The 18182-nt window shown below is 62.1% G+C and carries 15 protein-coding genes; 8 read left to right on the forward strand and 7 right to left on the reverse strand.

Annotated features, from left to right (window positions below; all coding sequences use genetic code 11):
- Positions 1 to 338 precede the first annotated feature (338 nt).
- Both FG93_RS25680 and FG93_RS25685 read right to left on the reverse strand, forming a co-directional pair.
- Positions 339 to 1061 (reverse strand): cytochrome c biogenesis CcdA family protein, encoded by a 723-nt coding sequence (locus tag FG93_RS25680; RefSeq protein WP_043240319.1) that lies wholly within the window; start codon positions 1059 to 1061, stop codon positions 339 to 341.
- A gap of 9 nt (positions 1062 to 1070) precedes the next feature.
- Complete coding sequence (locus FG93_RS25685) at positions 1071 to 1466, reverse strand: thioredoxin family protein (protein ID WP_043240321.1); 396 nt, start codon at positions 1464 to 1466, stop codon at positions 1071 to 1073.
- Between the two features lie 607 nt (positions 1467 to 2073).
- Here FG93_RS25685 and FG93_RS25690 point away from each other — a divergent pair.
- Positions 2074 to 2421: a DUF1236 domain-containing protein gene (locus FG93_RS25690; protein WP_043240578.1), complete on the forward strand. Its 348-nt coding sequence runs from the start codon at positions 2074 to 2076 to the stop codon at positions 2419 to 2421.
- 169 nt (positions 2422 to 2590) lie between these two features.
- Here FG93_RS25690 and FG93_RS25695 read toward each other — a convergent pair whose 3' ends face one another.
- Positions 2591 to 2794, reverse strand: coding sequence for a hypothetical protein (locus FG93_RS25695; protein ID WP_043240323.1), 204 nt, complete (start codon positions 2792 to 2794; stop codon positions 2591 to 2593).
- 140 nt (positions 2795 to 2934) lie between these two features.
- Here FG93_RS25695 and FG93_RS25700 point away from each other — a divergent pair, with 140 nt between their 5' ends.
- The 6 genes from FG93_RS25700 (at position 2935) to FG93_RS25725 (ending at position 10233) form a co-directional block, all read left to right on the forward strand.
- Positions 2935 to 3201, forward strand: coding sequence for a hypothetical protein (locus tag FG93_RS25700; RefSeq protein WP_152579627.1), 267 nt, complete (start codon positions 2935 to 2937; stop codon positions 3199 to 3201).
- A gap of 306 nt (positions 3202 to 3507) precedes the next feature.
- The gene (locus FG93_RS25705; protein ID WP_244448738.1) at positions 3508 to 4029 is read left to right on the forward strand and encodes a hypothetical protein; all 522 of its coding nucleotides are present in this window, start codon (positions 3508 to 3510) and stop codon (positions 4027 to 4029) included.
- Between the two features lie 441 nt (positions 4030 to 4470).
- Positions 4471 to 4845, forward strand: a complete 375-nt coding sequence (locus FG93_RS25710) for a response regulator (RefSeq protein ID WP_043240327.1) — start codon at positions 4471 to 4473, stop codon at positions 4843 to 4845.
- Positions 4846 to 4887: 42 nt separating this feature from the next.
- Positions 4888 to 6027, forward strand: coding sequence for an FIST signal transduction protein (locus FG93_RS25715; protein ID WP_043240329.1), 1140 nt, complete (start codon positions 4888 to 4890; stop codon positions 6025 to 6027).
- Between the two features lie 118 nt (positions 6028 to 6145).
- Positions 6146 to 8647 (forward strand): response regulator, encoded by a 2502-nt coding sequence (locus FG93_RS25720; RefSeq protein WP_152579628.1) that lies wholly within the window; start codon positions 6146 to 6148, stop codon positions 8645 to 8647.
- Positions 8644 to 10233, forward strand: a complete 1590-nt coding sequence (locus tag FG93_RS25725; protein ID WP_043240330.1) for an adenylate/guanylate cyclase domain-containing protein — start codon at positions 8644 to 8646, stop codon at positions 10231 to 10233. Before FG93_RS25720 ends, FG93_RS25725 begins: the two co-directional genes overlap by 4 nt.
- 537 nt (positions 10234 to 10770) lie before the next feature.
- On the opposite strand, the gene FG93_RS25730 is transcribed toward FG93_RS25725, so the two are convergent.
- From FG93_RS25730 to FG93_RS31455, 3 genes are all read right to left on the reverse strand, one after another.
- Positions 10771 to 12060 carry an HlyD family type I secretion periplasmic adaptor subunit gene (locus tag FG93_RS25730; protein ID WP_052514204.1) on the reverse strand — a complete coding sequence of 430 codons (1290 nt, stop codon included), beginning with the start codon at positions 12058 to 12060 and terminating at the stop codon, positions 10771 to 10773.
- 29 nt (positions 12061 to 12089) lie between these two features.
- On the reverse strand, positions 12090 to 13811 hold the full coding sequence (locus FG93_RS25735; protein WP_043240332.1) for a type I secretion system permease/ATPase: 1722 nt from the start codon (positions 13809 to 13811) through the stop codon (positions 12090 to 12092).
- A gap of 189 nt (positions 13812 to 14000) precedes the next feature.
- Positions 14001 to 16475, reverse strand: a complete 2475-nt coding sequence (locus FG93_RS31455; RefSeq protein ID WP_081881879.1) for a glycosyltransferase family 2 protein — start codon at positions 16473 to 16475, stop codon at positions 14001 to 14003.
- A gap of 106 nt (positions 16476 to 16581) precedes the next feature.
- Here FG93_RS31455 and FG93_RS25745 point away from each other — a divergent pair, with 106 nt between their 5' ends.
- Positions 16582 to 17256, forward strand: a complete 675-nt coding sequence (locus FG93_RS25745) for a SapC family protein (protein ID WP_043240334.1) — start codon at positions 16582 to 16584, stop codon at positions 17254 to 17256.
- Here the strand turns inward: FG93_RS25745 and FG93_RS25750 are convergent.
- A complete protein-coding gene (locus FG93_RS25750) occupies positions 17240 to 18055 on the reverse strand; it encodes a SapC family protein (RefSeq protein WP_043240335.1) in 816 nt (271 codons plus the stop codon). The two genes, FG93_RS25745 and FG93_RS25750, sit on opposite strands and share 17 nt — an antisense overlap.
- Positions 18056 to 18182 lie beyond the last annotated feature (127 nt).

Genomic DNA, 18182 nt, shown 5'->3' on the forward strand with positions numbered 1-18182 from the left:
CGAAAAGGGCCAAGACCAGACCATGCGCAAGGAGCCGGAGCTTCATGGAGACAGGAGTGCCACAGAGTGCTTGCACGCGAAAGATCGGCTCGTTCAAGACATCGTCAACGCCCTGCGATCATCCGTAACCCGACTCCTTCCGGTTCGGCGCAATGATGTTGGATAGGCGGGCCAATTCGGCCGGCCGATAGCATCGGCCAGCATGTGGATTTTGGTCGTCAGTCCGAACTGGTTCAGATCGATGGCAGCAAGCACCCCTGGTTCGAGGAGTGCGGAGCGGGCTGCTCGCTGATCGTGTTCATCGACGACGCAACAAGGCCCTTCGGGCAGGCTCGTGGTCAGAAGCGTGTGGTCAGTGTCACCAGCCACTCCGGCGAGAGTCCGACCAGCACTGCCTCGAGCTTCTTGTCATAGCCGCTGGCAATCAGGAGCCCGACGGCGATGAGGACGAGGCCGAGCGCCATTTTCGCCGCCTTGCCGCCTTGCAGCATCCGCTCCCGCCAGCGTGCCAGCGCCTGACGCGATACCATGCCCAGCAGCACCAGGGGGGTACCAGCTCCCAGCCCGAAGAACGCCATGGTCCCTGCTACCTGCCCCAGATCCGTTCCCTGAGCAGCCAGCACCGAGGCGGCTCCGAGCGTCGGCCCGACGCAGGGGCTCCAGACAGCGCCGAGCAGGAGGCCGACACCGAACTGCCCCCAGACCCCGCGCGTCGAAAAGCCGGACATGTTCCGCTCGGCCCAATCGCTGACCGGTCCGCCGGCCGCCGCCAGCCGGACCTGGAGGAGCGGCACGGCGAGAAGGGTTCCGACGAGGATCATCAAGATTGCGGCTGCGATCCGGAAGACATCCGCATCGAGCCCGATTCCGTAACCGATTGTCGCGATGAAGAGGCCGATGCCGACAAAGGACAGCGCAACGCCGCCGGCAAGCGCCGCGGGAGCAAGACGATGCTCGGCGGAGGCAGTGCCGAGAATTATCGGCAGCAGCGGAAGAACGCAGGGCGAGAGGATGGAGAGGACCCCTGCGAGGAACGCGAGTCCGAAGCTGCCAAGAATCATGGGGAGACCTCAGATCGCCTTGGCAAGCAGGGCTTCGATCGAACCCTTGTTCGTGTCTCCGACGGAGCGGCCGGTCTCCGAGCCGCCCTTGAAGGTGATAAGCGTGCTCTGCGAGCGGGCGCGGAACTGCTTGACCGCATCCTTTTGGCTATCGAAGTCGACCCGGAACACCATCAACTCCTTGAACTTCGGCTGCTTGCGCAGCTCCGAGATGATCGGCGCCTGAGCCTTGCAGGTCGGGCACCAATCAGCATGGATCTCGACGAGGATCGGCTTGCCGGCCTTTTGTGCAGCGCTGAAGTCAGCCGGCGTAAAGGAGCGGATTTCGTCGGAGGCAAGGATGGGTGAGGCTGCCAACGAGGTCATGGCAATAGCGAGGACGACGAAGCTTCGGCGGGAAATCATGATCTCGACCCTGTTCGGCTTACGGAAGGGAGCCGGAAAACCGGCACATGGGTTTTTCGCAGGGCGGGCCGATTGGGTTACATATCAATTTCGTGATCACGCCGAATTGATCCGACGGGCATATCCGGCGGCGCGCGCAAGATCTCGCTTTAAAATCCTATCGGGCTTGAAAGTCCCCATCGGTGAATCCCTGACCCTCTTGATCCCCGGCTTCCCCAGGCGATGTGGGTAAAGCCGAACGCCTCGGCCATCTTCTGCGCACCTGCTTGCAGGTGATGATGCCCACGCCGATCGCGCCACCGATATCCGGAGATCAGAGTCGATGCGCTCGGTGCTTGCCCGCTGACTTGCGGCAGGTCAAATGGCAGATGACACGAGTTCGGACGTAGCATCTGCAATGGCCACCTCGCGTTGCTCAGCCGGAACGTTCGATGGCCAGTCCCAATAACGTTCGATGGCCAGTCCCAGTAAGGCGGGGCGCCGGCATTGTCACGGGAATGGCGTGCCTGAGCCTGCGACGGTAGGCCAAGCCCCACATTTTTGCCGGAACCTCAGCGCCGCGGCCTCGTTGGTTCTAGGGGCCCCCAACTCATCAGGGAGATCAATGATGATGAAGCAACTCGCGTTCGCGGCAGCACTGGCCGTGCTGCCCGCCACCGTCTTCGCCCAGAGCACCGGGCCGATCATTCCCGACCCGGCCGGCGGCACGACGCGCGATCCGGCGCTCGCCGCCGGCGCCGTCGCCGGCTTCCGGACCTATGTGATGCAGCAAAGCGTGCCGTCCTATCGTTATAGCAGCCCCGTCGTGGTTGGAGCGATCCTGCCGGACGAGGGCATCGTCTATCGCGAGATCCCGGCCGAATACGGCGCGCCGGGTTATCGCTACACCGTGGTGAATGAGCGCGCCGTCGTTGTCGAGCCGCGCACCCGCCGCATCATCCAGGTCATCGACTGATCCAACCCAGGGTCGCGTCCGGATCGAGGCCCGCCCCCGCAAGGGGGCGGGCTCTCATGACCATACGCTTGCCGGCATCGCCCAATGAATGTCTCGGATTGGATGCACGTGATCTTGCGCCATTCGCCGCCCCGCCGGGGTCGATACGGAGATGGTTGTCGAGCAGCGGCTACCGGCTGAGGTAACTGACGGCGACGGCGACCAGACCGAAGGTCATGGAAAAGAGCGGCTCCACCGAAGCAGCCCTTGCCAATTCGTAAGCATCCTTGCCACCTTTTGACGCATCGGCAAAATTGAGAGCGAGCACCATCGCGTTGACCAGCGCCAGGCCCGCTCCCCCAAACAGAAAAACATCGCGCCAAGGTTTGTGCATGCGATTCTCCTACCTAGGATTGTACGGCAGGAAGTGACAAATTTGTGGTTAGATCATTCAACTATTGTTCGAAACTTGAAATGCAGGGATGTGGTCGAGGCGGTCGACCTCACGCCCGCTCGTCGGCAGCGGCGATGATTGTGTCGGGCTCGCGCGCAGGACGCGGCCGCCGCGGGCCGGCCGCAAGCGCGCTTTGCGTTCAACCTGATCAGCAACCCTCCCCTCTATCGCGCGGGAAGATCGATGCCGGCGAGGACGCGCGCCGCCCGGAGATCGGCGACGAAGTGCTGCTGGAACTCTATGCGGACGAGGACGGCGAGCCGAGCCCGGTCCATGTCAAGACGCTGGTCTCGCGCGGCGCAAAAACCATCGCCGGTCTCGCAATGCAACCCGCCCGCCATCATTAGAAAAGGAGCCGCGGAATGTGGCGCGGCGCGGAAACTCTGATATCCTGCTTTCAGACGCAGTTGCTCATGCGTCGGCTGCGACATGAACCTGGCAGAGTTCCGGGGTATCGCCTCTCGAAGATGCAGTCTCGTCCCAGGCGCTGTCGAAGCTGATAGGGCTGGCTTAAAGCCGGTCGCTTGATCTTTCTCTGGGCACAGGCGCTCGGCGAAATCACACACGCCTCAAACGAAAGCGGGTCGTCTCCTAATCTGCGGCGGCGCAGACGTTCGCCTTGTTCCGCCGCTCACGCCATGGAGGAACCACCGATGACACCTGTCAAAACAGCGCTCCTCTCCGGGTTACTCCTGTCCTTGGCGCCCGGGGTCGTCCTCGGACAGCCGATCGAAAAGAAAGGGACCACGCCCTACGTCACGCACTTCATCTTTCGCCCCTTGATGAACATGGACATTGCCGGCCTCGGTACGGCCACCGCGCTGGAGGCGGTCGGCACCACCCAGAACATGAAGGGCGAAAAGATGTTCGACAAGATGTCGGCACAGTGCACGGCACTAAGCGTTGCGTCAGGCGAAAAGAAATACATCGACGGCGCCTGCGTGCTGGCCGACAGCGACGGCGACAAGATCTTCTCGACTTTTGATACGCGCGACCTCGACAAGTCGCAGCCGGAGATGGGTTGTGGCACCCATATCATCACCGCTGGCACCGGCAAGTATAAGGGCATCACCGGGCGTGAGCCCTTCGCCTGTATAGCGATGCCTGCACTGGCTGGCCCCGGCGGATATTTCGCGATGGACATCCCGCATAACACGATGTGGGAGATCAAATGACAGTACCCCTGATGTTCCAAGGCAAAGCTGGCGGCCGACAACCGGCCCGACGACGATGAAGAAGAGCCTGGCCCGGCAGCCAGGCTCTTTTCTGCCGATATCTCAAGGGAATGGCGATGAAACACAGCAGTCCCGTCACAAGATCTTCAGCGACATCTGAGCCTTTTCCTGAAAACCGCAGAGGCGTGGGGCGTCGATGTCCGTTCGTTGTTCAACTGCGTCATTCACCTGGCTGGAGGGACTGACGACTGTCCTCGCATTGCATCCTTTGGGGTTAACCTGGACCGATGAGGTCGGTTTGATGGCACCGGCGCCACCGCTCGCCGTTTTTGTGATGCGACTGGTGGGCTCGGGTGTTAAGTTGATCTCATAGGCATCTATTGAGGCCACCCCGGGTGGTCTCGGGCAAGCAATCCTCACAGTCCGACTCGAGGCGGTGTGATGCCCAAGATCCTGCTGGTCGAAGACAACGAGATGAACCGCGACATGCTCTCGCGGCGCCTCGTGCGCGGCGGTTACGAGGTCATCCTTGCCGAGGACGGAGCGCGCGGCGTCGCAGTGGCGACGAGCGACAGGCCCGATCTCATCTTGATGGACATGAGCCTGCCGGTGATCGACGGCTGGGAGGCGACGCGCCGGATCAAGGCGACGCCCGAGCTGCGCAAGATCCCCATCATAGCTCTGACGGCGCACGCCATGGCGACCGACCGGGACAAGGCCCTCGAGGTCGGCTGTGACGACTACGACACAAAACCGATCGAGCTGCAGAGTCTGCTGGGCAAGATCGAGACGCTGCTCGCGGCTGCTGCACCGTAGACAACCTATACCTTCCTGACCGATGACGAGAGGAAACAACTCGTGAAAACGGCTCAGTACAAATGGTCCCAAGGCGACGGGTGGCGGCCGCGTTTGCCAGATGGCGAAGTCGGACGACAAAGTGTCGTGTTCGTCTTTGGTGCGAGATCGCTGATGCAGGCAGGTGACCTCATGGGCGAGCTGCGCGATCACTTCAAAGGAGCCGCCATGCTTGGCTGCTCGACATCCGGCGAGATTTTTGGCGACATGGTCGTCGACGACTCGGTGATTGCCACCACCGTCGCCTTTGACCATACGCGACTGCGGTCCGCCTCTGCCAGGATTGGTGAGGCGAAGGCGAGTTACGACGTCGGCAAGGAGCTCGCGCAACTGCTGGACGATGCCTCGTTGCGCCATGTGTTCGTGCTTTCGGACGGCTTGAACGTCAATGGCTCCGACCTGGCGCGCGGTCTCGCGGACGGCGTCCTGGACGGCGTGTCGATCACTGGCGGCCTCTCCGGAGACGGAACTGATTTTGCCGAGACCTGGGTCATTGCCGACGATGCCGCGGGCCCCCAGCGCGTCGCAGCGGTCGGTCTGTACGGTGAGGACTTGCGCATCGGCTACGCATCGATGGGTGGCTGGGAGCCATTCGGGCCACTGCGCACCATCACGCGGACCGAGGGCAACATCCTCTATGAGCTGGACGAGCGATCAGCGCTCGATCTCTATAAATCGTACCTGGGCTCGCACGCCGACCAGCTGCCAAGCTCTGCCTTGCTTTTTCCAATCCTGGTGACCGAGGCAAAGGGCGGCCAGGGGGTCGTCCGGACAGTCCTGTCTGTGGACGAGCAGAACAAGTCGATGACGTTCGCGGGCGACATCCCACAGGGCGGAACGGCGCAGTTGATGAAGACCAATGTCGACGATCTGGTCGACGGCGCGACGGCAGCCGCCAAGGCCAGCCTCAGTGGGCTGGGCGACAGGCGACCGGATCTTGCCATTCTGGTGAGCTGTGTCGGTCGTAAGCTTGTGATGAAGCAGCGCACAGAAGAAGAAATCGAAGCAATCCGAAATGTCTTCGGAACGGATACGAGGATTTCCGGATTCTACTCGTACGGTGAGCTTTCCCCCTTCAGGCGCGGTGGCGAGTGCCGCCTGCACAATCAGACCATGACCATAACAACTTTTGCCGAGGACTAGATCGCCGTGCGTCCGTTCGGACGCAGGATGGGCGATCTATCTCTTTGTTTAAGCATCGGATTACTCCGAAAACCGGATTCCACTTTTCGGTCAGATGCTCTCACGTCAGAGGCCGCAGATGCATAGGCTGCTGCGACGCCAGCTCAGAAAGCACCTCGGCATCGAGGACGACGTACCAGCTGAGCTGCAGCCTTTCGTAGCAGCCGTCGATGCCGCCTACGCCGATTTCGATAGTGATCGGGCGATGCTCGAGCGCTCGCAAGAGTTGAGCTGGCAGGAGTTGTCGGAGGCGCGCGACAAGGCGACCCAGGCCCAGACCCGGCTGACCGACGCGCTCGGGAGCATCTCGGAGGGCTTCTCGCTCTATGACGCCGCCGACAAGCTGGTGATCTACAACCGACGGTACCGGGACATGCACGGCACCGGCAGCGTCGATGTCGTGAATCAGGGCGTATCGTTCGAAACGATCCTGCGCAATTCGGTTGCGAGCGGCGAGATCCGCGACGCGGAGGGGCATGTCGAGTCCTGGGTCGCGGAGCGCCTGGCCCGGCATCGCGATCCCAAGGGCACGCATGTGCAACGCCGCTCCGACGGGCGCTGGCTCCAGATCAACGAGCACAGGACCGACGACGGCGGCACGGTCGCGATCTACACCGACATTACCGACATGAAGCAGGCGGAGCAGGCGATCCAGGAGAGCGAGCAGCGGCTGCGCGTCATTGCCGAGGCCGCGCCGATGGCGGTGGTGATCGTCACCTTCGATGACGGGATCATCCGGTATGCCAACCAACGCTTCAGCGAAATGTTCGACGTCGAAGGGTCGTCCGCGCTCGGCCTCAGAGCCGAAACCCTCTACGCCGACCCGCAGCATCGCGAGCGCTTCATCGGCGCGCTCGCCGAGCACGGCCATGTAGAGGGCATGGAGATGCTGCTCAAGCGGGCTGGCGGCGAGGAGTTCTGGGCGCTCATCGCCTCGCAGCGCGTCCAGTTCGAGGGGCGCCCGGCGATGATCACCGGCCTCGCTGACATCAGTGACCGCAAGCGCATGGAAGGCGAGCTGCACAAGGCGATCTGGGCGAGCGAGCAGGCGACCCGCGCGAAGTCGGACTTCGTTGCCAACATGAGCCATGAGCTGCGCACGCCCTTGAACGCGATCATCGGTTACAGCGAGATCCTGTTCGAGGACGCCGAGAGTGCCGGGCGCGAAGCGGAAAAGGCGGACCTGCGCAAGATCCAGGATGCTGGCAAGCATCTGCTCGGCCTGATCGACAACATCCTCGATCTTTCCAAGATCGAGGCCGGCAAGATGACGCTCTATCTCGAGACCTTCGAGCTGCAACCCATGATCGAGAGCGTCGCGGCGACCGTCACCCCGCTGGCCAGGAAGACTGGCAACGCTCTCGTGGTGAACTGCGCCGACGAGGTCGGCACGCTCCACAGCGATCTGACCAAGGTGCGGCAGACCCTGTTCAACCTTCTCAGCAATGCCTGCAAGTTCACACGGAACGGGACGATAACGCTGACCGCGCTCCGTGATACGAACGAGGCGGTCGACTGGATCGAGTTCCAGGTGCGCGATACCGGTATCGGCATGACGCCAGATCAGCAGGCTAAGGTGTTCGAGGCCTTCACTCAGGCCGATGACTCGACGACCCGCACCTATGGCGGCACCGGGCTGGGCCTCGCCATCACCAAGAGCTTCTGCCAGCTGATGGGCGGCGATGTGACGCTGACCAGCGAAGCCGGCAAGGGAACGACCTTCAAGGTTCGTCTGCCGGCGGAGCCACGCCCTGCGTCGGATACTGCGGCCCCGGGGGCAGAGAAACGTTCAGAGGATCCGCAGGTCGCGGAGCCCGAGCACACGCCGATCGTTCTCGTGGTCGACGATGATCCCATTGCGCGGGAGTTGCTGCGCCGGCACCTGCAACGCAGCGGTTATGCCGTGCGCGTGGCCGCCAATGGCGAGGAGGCGATACAGCTCGCCCGCACGCTGCAGCCCGATGTCGTCACACTGGACGTTCTGATGCCGCAGATGGACGGCTGGGCCGTGCTCAGCGCCATGAAGGAGGATGCGGCGCTCGCCGAAATTCCCGTCATCATGGCCACGATCGTCGACAACCAGAGCATTGCCTTCTCGCTCGGCGCCGCCGACTACCTGATCAAGCCGATCGATCGCGACAGATTGGTCCGTGCGGTGGAAAAATGCGGCCCGAGGGGCGCGCCACGGCACGTGCTGATCGTCGAGGATGACGCTCCGACCAGTGAGCTGATGGCGCGCGCCCTGCGACAGATCGATTGCACGGTCACGCAGGCAGAGAATGGTCGGGTTGGTCTCAAGCGGTTGAACGAGGCTTTGCCCGACGCCATTCTGCTCGATCTGATGATGCCCGAGATGGACGGGTTCGAGTTCATCGCGCAGGTGCGCGCCGAATCCCGCTTCCGGCACATCCCCGTCATTGTCGTTACCGCGAAGACTTTGACCGCAGAGGATCTAGCCCGCCTCAACGGCCAGATACAGCATCTGGTGCACAAGGGCGAATATAGCGGCAAGACCGTGCTGGCGGCGCTCGACGAGCTGGTCCCCCTGCACGCAAGGCGCGCGGCGCCGGCTCGGCCATGAGCGGCATCGACACCGGCAGCGCGTATGCCTGGCGCATTCCGCTTGCTCATCTTCGCCAGGAATTGCTGACTCCGGTCAACGCCTTGCTCGGCTATGCTGAGATCCTGCACGAGGAGGCAGCCCGGAAAGGGCGCCCGGACATCCTGCCCGATATGAACCGCATCCTCGGCGCTGCCCGGGATCTGGCCGGCAAGGTCGACCGGCTGGAGGATGGCGATCGCGCCGAGAGCCCGCCCGGCGCAGCCGCCTCCACGCAGGAGCAGGCGCTGCGTCACGAACTGCGCACGCCCCTCAACGCGATCAAGGGCTATGGCGAGATGCTGCAGGAGGATGTCGCCAATGTCTCAAGCGACGCGCTCCGGGCAGATCTCGATCGCCTGCTGGTGACAGCCACCGACCTGCTGCTGCGTCTCGACCGCGTCATGCGCATCTCGGTCGATGTCAAGGATACGAGCCTGGCCTCCGAACAAACCGGCGCGGTCATGTTCAGCGACCTGATGCGCAATGTCGGGCCAATCGGGCATGAGCCGCATGCTGTCACCGAAACCGGCTCCATTCTCGTTGTCGATGATATCGAGGCCAACCGCGATCTCCTGTCGCGCCAGCTCACCCGCGATGGCCATCGCGTCGCTTCGGTGGCCGGCGGTCAGCAGGCGCTGGCGGCACTCGCCGACGATGAGTTCGACCTCGTCCTGCTCGATTTGATGATGCCCGATATCAACGGGTTTGACGTGCTCGTGCGGATGAAGGCCGATGAGCGGCTGCGTCGCATTCCCGTCATCATGATCACGGCCCTGGCGGAGACCGAGAGCGCCGTCCGCTGCATCGAGGCGGGGGCCGAGGACTATCTGCCGAAGCCGTTCAATCCGATCCTGCTGCGCGCGCGGATCAATGCCTGCCTGCACAAGAAGCACTGGCGTGACCGCGAGCAGACCTATCTTCGCCGCATCGAGGACGAGACCGCCAAATTCGAGCGACTGCTGTTCACCATCCTGCCAGGACAGGTCATCAGCCGCCTGAACCAGGGCGAAGTCATCATCGCCGACCGCTTCGAGGGCGTCAGCGTTCTGTTCGCCGACTTAGTGGGCTTCACCGAGCACTCGGCCCGCATCACGCCTGCGGCGTTGGTCGAGTATCTGAACCGGCTGTTCTCGGAGTTCGACGCGCTTGCCCGCGAACTCGGTGTCGAGAAGATCAAGACCATCGGCGATGCCTATATGGCCGTCGCCGGCTTGCCCGATCCGAGCCCAGATCCGTTCGCAGCGATCGCGAAAATGGCGCTCGGCATGATCGATCAGCTAGGCCGCGTCAACGGCCATTTCGGCTGGCCGTTGCAAATCCGGATCGGCATCCATTCCGGTCCCGTGGTGGCCGGCATCATCGGCACGCACCGCTTCATCTACGACGTGTGGGGCGACACCGTGAATGTCGCCAGCCGGCTCGAGGCCCATTCGCTGCCCAATCGGATCCATGTTTCCCAGGATACCGCCCGCCACCTCGTCGGCCCCTTCGTGCTGGAGCCACGTGGCAGCATTTACGTGAAGGGCAAAGGCAAGCTGGAGACGTTCTTCCTGAGCCGGACCTAGGCGCCCGCCGGCGGGTACATCCGGCTGGCTTGGACCTGACGCACATGCTGATCTTGCGGTGACGATACAAGCGACCAGCACCGCGAGCCTGTCGGTCAGCTACGCCCAAGCCCGAGGCGAATGTGGAAATTGGGTGAAAAACGGAAGTTCAATCGGCCGGAGCACAGGCAATGAGGCCCTTTCGGGCGAGGACCCTACCCCCCGACACCGGCGCCGTATCCTTCTGTCGATTTACGAGACTCGTTTCATTCCGGCGGCTGCCATGCCCCCTCACCCGCTGGCGGCACCGAAGGCGGCGTTGTCTTCGGCCATTAGAGCCGCATCACCAGGTCGATCGGCCCGTTCGGAGCAGGCAGCGGCCATGGGTTTGGCGAGGCCGCGTGCAACCGCGACGCCGGCAGTCTTGCTGACGCCATCGTGATCATCTCGACGGGAACGAGGAGTCGCCACCGCCCGCCACTCGGTCACGATAACCGCGGGGCCGCGGCTCAACGCCAACGCCCCGCGCCCACAACCACTGAGGTCACCGACCTCGGATCATTGCTCGCGCATGCTACGCTGCATGCGCTGCAGGACCGGTCCCACGATGTACTGGAGAGCGGAACGCTCGCCGGTGGCGACGAACACTTCGACGGGCATGCCGGGGACAATCCGCTTCTTGTAGTTCTCGGGTATGGCGTCCTGCTCGATCGTCACCTCGCCAGCGAAGTAGGGCCGCCGCGTGGCTTCATCCAATAACCGGTCCCGTGAGACAGACGTGACCTTCCCGCGAAAGAGCGGTGGTCGTCTGGTGGCGAAGGCCGGGAACATGATCTCAGCGTCGAGGCCCGGCGCGATCCCGTCGATGTCCAGCGGGTTGATTTCGATCCGAGCGAGAAGGACATCCGATACGGGAGCAAGCTCCATGAGCACGTCGCCCGGGCGGACGACGCCGCCGACAGTGAACACCTTCAGCCCCTGAACCACCCCCGTCTGAGGAGCCCTGATGTCGATGCGCTGCACCACGTCCGTGGCCGAATGCATCTTGGCGCGGGTTTCGACGATGACCTTTCGTGTGGCGGGCAGGTCGCGGCTGACCGTCTCGAGGAATCGGCTCCGCATCTGGTCGATTTGAAGCTGCGTCTCGCCGGCGGCCTGCTTCAATCGCGCGATCTCGGAGGCGCTCTGCCCCACCTCGCCCTGGATCCGTGCCATCTCGCGTTCGAGAGCATAGATACGGGTGACTGGTATCAGTTTCTTGGCGTAGAGCGCATGAAGGCCAACAAGTTCGTCTCTAATCTTTGAGGTTTGCTCTTTCCCTGAAATATTGACCTGCTCGAACCCCTTGATCTGTTCGGAGAGCTGGGAAATCTTGGAGGTGAGAATATTGATTTGACCCTGATAATTGGCCCGCCGCTCGCGAAACTGCGAGAGTTGGTCGGCAATCACCCGCGCCGTGGTCGGGTCGGACGCGTCCGACGAGACCTCATTGGGGAACGCCACGGCCGGCAGGTCGTCGCGCTCTGCAACCAGGCGCGCCTCCTCCGCGACCGCGGCGATCAGCTGGCTCTTGAGGACGGTCAGATTGCCCGCCGCCGACACGTCCGCGAGCCGGACGAGCAAGCTCCCCTCCTGAACGAGCTGGCCGTCCCTGACGAGGACCTCCTGAACGATGCCGCCCTCGAGATGCTGGATCGTCTTTCGGTTGGACTGGCTGACGATCTCGCCCTTCGCGATCGCCGCCTGATCCAGCCGGGAATAGGCTGCCCATACGCCGCCCACGCCGAAGAAGACAAAGATGGCGACCCAGGCGGCCTTGATGGGCTGACGCCAGTCTGACGAAGCCACCGGTCGCCGGGGATTTGAGGGTGACGCACTCATGTTATGGACCTGCGAGGCGGCAGTTCGACGATCCTCGGGCGGCTGATCTGCTGCATGACCTCATTGCGTCCCCCGAAGCCGTGCATCGCCCCTCCCACCAGGAGAAGCACCTTGTCGACCTGGGACAGCAGGCTGCCGCGATGGGTGATGACGATGACGGTGGAACCGAGCTCCGCGAGGTCCTTGATCGTTCTCACCAGGCATTCCTCGCCGGTCGTGTCGAGATTGGCGTTCGGCTCGTCCATGACGATCAGCGCCGGGCTGCCTAGAACGGCCCTCGCCAACGCGATTCGCTGCCGCTGCCCCCCTGACAATATGGCCCCTCTTTCACCGATCTGCGTTTCGTATCCGTCGGGAAGGGAGAGGATCAGGTCATGAACTCCGGCGAGCATGGCGGCCTTGATGATCTCGGAAGACGGACAGTCCGTGAAACGGGCGATGTTCTGCGCGACCGTCCCCGGGAAGAGCTCGACATCCTGCGGGATGTAGCCGAGGTGCTTGCCCAGTTCGTCGGAATCCCACCACTTGATGTTGGCACCGTCGAGGCGAACCGCTCCGATGGTCGCGGGCCATACGCCGACAAGAACGCGCGCCAGGCTTGATTTGCCGGACCCGGTGGGGCCGATGACGCCGAGTACTTCGCCGGGTTCGAGATCGAAGGAGATGTCCCTCAGCACGATGTTCTTCCGGCCCGGCGCGACCGCAGACACGCCTTGGACGCAAACGCGACCGACCGGGGGATGAAGCGGCATATGCCTGGGTTCGATTTCATCATGGCTGAAGAGCAGCTGGAGGCGCTGGTACGCCATCTTCATCGAAAGATAGTTCTTCCAGGTCGAGATCATGGTCGCCACAGGCGAAATCGCCCGTGTCGAAATGATCAGCAGCATCATCATGTTGCCGCCACTGATCTGATGCTCGATGACAAGGACCGCGGCCAGCGCCATGATGAGCGAAGACAGGGACATTCGCACGAAAGTGATGATGCTCTCGATGAACTGGCCCTTGCTCGCCGCCTCTTCCTGCCAGGAGAGGTTGAGATTCTTTATCGAGAGCCAACGGCGCTGCAGCGTCCTGCGCATTCCAAGCGCGCGGATAACCTCGCTGTTCTGCAGCATCCTGTCGGCGAATTCGCTCGCACGAAGGGAGTGCACCAGCGAATACAGCATCGGTACTGAGGTGTAATAGGTGACGGCAATTCCCATGAGCAACAGGATTCCGACACCGACGAGCATGGCAATGCCGGCATAGATATTGATGGCGAACGCAGCGGCAATGAAGAGCGGGCTCCATAGCGCATCTGCAGCCGTTGCGAGAACTCCGCCACTGATGCGATCGCGAAGCGTATCAACGTCGCGCAGGGTCTGGGTAGCCGACATCCCATCATCGCCGGACCTTCCCTGGAAAAGGGTGCGGTGCACGGCGTCGAATACGGCCTGAGCCAGGGAACGGTCGAACGCCACGGCAACACGGTTCATGGCCTTTGCGCGCAACCATTCCAGGACAGCATAGAACACCCACGCTGTGATGATCAGACCTAAGAGAGAATATAAAGTTGGCATACTACGCGTCGGTATCACGCGATCGAACAAATTACGCATGTAGAAAAGGCTGCCAAGCGCAAGCAAATTATAGAAAAAACTAACCACAAATATCGCGAGGAACGCCGGAACAAGCGCCTTCATCGCACGATCGAGGCCGCTTGAACTGACTGTCAACTTCAGCTCCCGAACAACATCGATTTCAACTCATCGCTTTTATTAAATGCGATCAAGGCGCGAGCGTAGGCCACTGCCCAATATTTGGCCCGACGGGGGTGCCCTCCGGCGTCGAGGCGCCAAAACGTTCTCGTCGATGAGGACAACAACGAGAGGAGCCCTTCGTCATCGAAGTTACCACGATTGGGCCTAATCACGCGAAGCATGTTTTTCAGGTCCACGGGGATGGACCTGTCCGGAGAGACATGTCTGCGCCGGAAGTCGCGGCGAACTCAGCTCGCCCGTTGCTCCATCGGGACGCGTTCGGGCGACTGCCCATGCGGCCAGCTCGCCAAGTTCGGGCTCCCCGCCACCGCGCAACGGGCGTCGCGCACTGAGATTGACGTGGCGCAGCGAAAGGTTCCATCCGCTTAATGGAGCCAAGCCTCCGTTCAGCAACGAGTATTGGCTCGTCAACACAACAATGCAGCCGCAGCCATGACGGCGACCCAGCGCCCGGAGGCCGCCACGGTCAACGGGGCCGGTTACGAAAAGGCGCCCTTCGGTCATCAGCTCCACGTCGCGATCCGTCTCACCAAACAGGATGAGGTTCGCCTCCGGCCACTCCGCCCGGACAGCCGCGGCAAAGGCTGCACTCCACTCGGCCGTTTCGGCAGGGCTGGCTGCAGAGACGATCCCGATCACCGGTCGGCCCGGTTTGGAAACGGGGGGCGAGCCCTCGTCCGTCACCTCGGGACGGTGCAGCGGAACCCCGAACCACCCGGCTTCGATGACACGCCGGAAGGGCCAGGTCCGCCCTGGCGGGCTCATCCGCGCGCGGTCCTCGATCGCCCCGCGCTCGGCGACGATGATGTCGGCGGGAACGCCAAGGCTGAAGATGGACGAGAGGCGTGCCTCCAGATTCCCGGGACCGATGACGATGCAATCCCTCACCGGCAAGCGCCTGGCATAGTCGAGGAACGCGTCCATCCCGCGGTCCGCGGGCCAACTGGCGCGGACCCCTGTCGGATGGCATGTCACCATCAGGCTGCCATCGCGCGGGACGGTCACTGCCAGGACGGACAGGGAGGGATCGTCGTCTGCGATGTCGGCGAGCAGGGACGTGCCGATCGCTTCTTCAGCGAAAACGAGGCGAAGCGGACCGCAAACCTCCAGGAACGCCCAATGGAGCGCTTCGCGGAGTGGAGCGAAAGGATCCAGCGTCATGAAGGCACGCGTCCGCTCCTCGATTTCGGGGCATTGCGCTACCAGCCTGGCGCTGTTCGCCGCGACAAGGTACCCGCGGTGCGCCCCGAACGACGCGCCACCCTTGTGACCGACGAAAACGGATGTCGCGCACACGTTTCTCAGGCCGGCTCGCGCGATCCGCAGGCAGTACTCGACGTCCTCGAGATAGCCTCGACCGAACTGGGGGCTGAGGAGCCCCGCAACCTTCAAGGCTCGGTGACACAGGTAAAGGCAAAATCCGACGCCATTGGGAATGTCGACCAGCGAACCAGCCAGAGAACTGGCGCAGGCGTCCATGGCCGCGACGCTCGCGGGTCCGCAAAACGGGTTCGCCCGAAACGCACCCGGCACGCTCACGAGTTCGCCATTGTTCGAAAGCGGCGTGATTGATCCGATCGACGCAGACTGCGCGACCGCATTGAGCCGATCGAGCCATCGCGGTGGAACGACCGTGTCGCTGTTGAGGATAACGACGTCTTCCCCACCGACAAGGCGCAGGGCCCTGTTCACCGATCCGACGAAGCCCCGATTGGTCTCGTTCTTCAGAAGAGCGACGAACCCTTGCGCCGCCGCGTCGGCCAGCAGAGCCTCGATTGCCGGATCAGGTGAGGCATCATCGATCACGATGATCCGGCGCTTCACCTCCGTCGCATCGTCCATCAGGCTTTTCAGACAGGCTTGCGTGGCCTGAAAGTCCTTGTGGACCGCAATGATCACAGTGACGGCGACATTCGCATCTCCGGTGAAAAGCGCCTCGGCCTCCATCGTGTCGGACCAGTTCGGCGCGTCGAGACTGATGCCGGTCGAGACATCCCGAACCTCCCGCCAGGGCTCTTCCGCCCAGGGGATCTCGATGGCCGCGAAATGCGGGTCGGTCGAGCCACGTGAGAGCGACGCATTCACCTCGAAGACGTGATCCACGTCTTCCGACTGTACGACGATGGACCGTACGCGCTCCCCGCCGCGCCAGATCAGCCATCCCTGCATGAGGTCGCCGGACAGTTCCATGCGCCCATGAACGCCCCAGCCGGGCTGCAGAACGTCGAGCGCGGCAGCAATGCATTCAGCGTCTTTCGACACGTCCAAGATGAAGTTCGCCATCTCGGCACTCTGGCCTGTCGCGCCAGTCTGGATCAGAGCCAGAAGGAACGCCTTCTGAGTCTGGGGATCGAGCGGATCCAGCACGAAGGCCTTGCGCAGCATGGAGACGCTGGCTGGCAGGCTGTCGATCTCCGCATTGAGCATCGCCGCGATGAGACCGCTGCGAGAGGTCGCCCGGCCTGTCCGATCGAACCGATCCAGCAATGCGAGAGCCTGTCTTGGGTACCCCTGCGCATGAAGCCAAAGAGCGCCACCGACGAGCGCATCTCTGTGCTTCGCCGGATCTTTCAGGTCGGGTATGGCGAGAAGCACTTCAGTCCAAAGCTTACAGTCCATGCCCAGAGCCTCCTTGGGGCCGGCTCTTGATCCTTTAATATTACTGTATTATATTTACTCCGAGACGGTAGATAACCTTTCGATCTTGCTGTCGTGTGCACAAGCGATGACTTATATTCCACTCGACCGCGAGGATAGAACGCTCAAGGTGGGGGAGTTCGGCACGTCGAAATTCAAGGTCAATCCAGTCATTGTTCCGGTTGCGCCCATCGAAACCCCCACGCTTGCACCGCTTTACCCGATCATCTGGCGATCGACCTCGTCTGGCGTCGAGTTGGTTGCGATGACCGGGCTTCGGCCGGACCATCGCTACCTTGCGCGCCGCAAGCCATCCGAACTCCCACTGCTGATTGCGGCCCATCCCTTTTCAGTCCAGGACGATGGCGTTTCGGAGAAACTGACCATCCTTTTCGACACGGACGTGGTGAACGAAGACTCCGCAGAGGCGGTGATCGACGACAATGGAAGTCTCAGTGCGAATGCCGAGCGAAGGTGCGAAGCACTATGGGCTTTTGTTCAGTCCAGGCGAAAGGCCGCCCCGGCTTTTGCCGCCCTGGCCGAGGCCGGCGTTCTTTTGCCGTGGGAACCGGCGTTTGACACGAAGCGAGGATCCTTTTCCATTACCGGTCTCCTGATACTCGACGAGGCCTTCTTCGGCTCGGCTCTCCACCGGGAACTCATCGCGAAGCATGGCTGGCACACAGCAAACGTGTTTGTCCTGCACCGCATATCCAAGCATCGGATCACGACTCTTACGGCCGACTTCAGTTCTCACCGGTGAGGGGATCGATGACAGTGGAAAAATCCAGCATCTCAGTCGCATCTATCTGAAAGTGCACAGGAGGAAGCCCCCCCTGCCTCTGCTCACGCGCGGCCGACTGCTCCGCTTCGAGGGGGGACGATGCCCAGACCGCAAGGCGGGCCTCGAACTCCCCTTCGTCGCCAAGGAAGAAAACACCGTCGGCAAGCCGCATGGAATAGAGTGAGCCGATTGCGATATCGAGGCTCGTTAGCGATCCGGAGACGAGCGCCGCCAGCCACTCTGAAGGCAATGAAACGAACTTGGCCGGGTCCACCATGAAGAGATCGGGCGGAAGTTTTTCCGTCAAGCGGAAGGCAAAGCCCATCTGCACCGGGATCAACAGTCCCGCCATATCAAGACGTTCGATAGCGTGAGCCATCACGTCCCAGCCGCGCTGAATCCGATCGAGCAACGTCCTTAAATCCGGATCGACCGGGACCGCCGATCCGGCGCCCTTCGCCTTGGGTTCCGTAGCGAATTCACCCCTCTCGTCGTCCCATACGACAGGGCTGATTCTGACCAGAATTGGAATGTACTCGCTCTTCCATTCACCCTCGTCGGAAACGACGCGCTTGCGGACGAAGCGTCGTCTGGTCAGCAGGACCGCCTGCCATTTTTTTGCCACATATCGGAAAAACACCGGCGCCTGATGGACCGCCTTCAGGTACTCCGCCGCGGTCACTCTGGTGAGATGCGCACGCCGCTTTTTCTTCGGCTCGACAACGCGACCTGGCGCTTCCGATTGCACGTGCTTCGCTAACTCATTGTACGGGCTCATGTCAGCATCACGCCCGGAATCCAAATGGCGGCACGAACCCTGGTTAAAGCCTAATTCAAGGTTAAAACTTGCCGGAAAATTTGACAAATGTAGCCGATTATGTAACGATAATGTGAGTAATGCCGTA

The sequence above is a fragment of the Allobosea sp. LC85 genome (assembly GCF_000735605.1).
Lineage (GTDB): Bacteria > Pseudomonadota > Alphaproteobacteria > Rhizobiales > Beijerinckiaceae > Allobosea.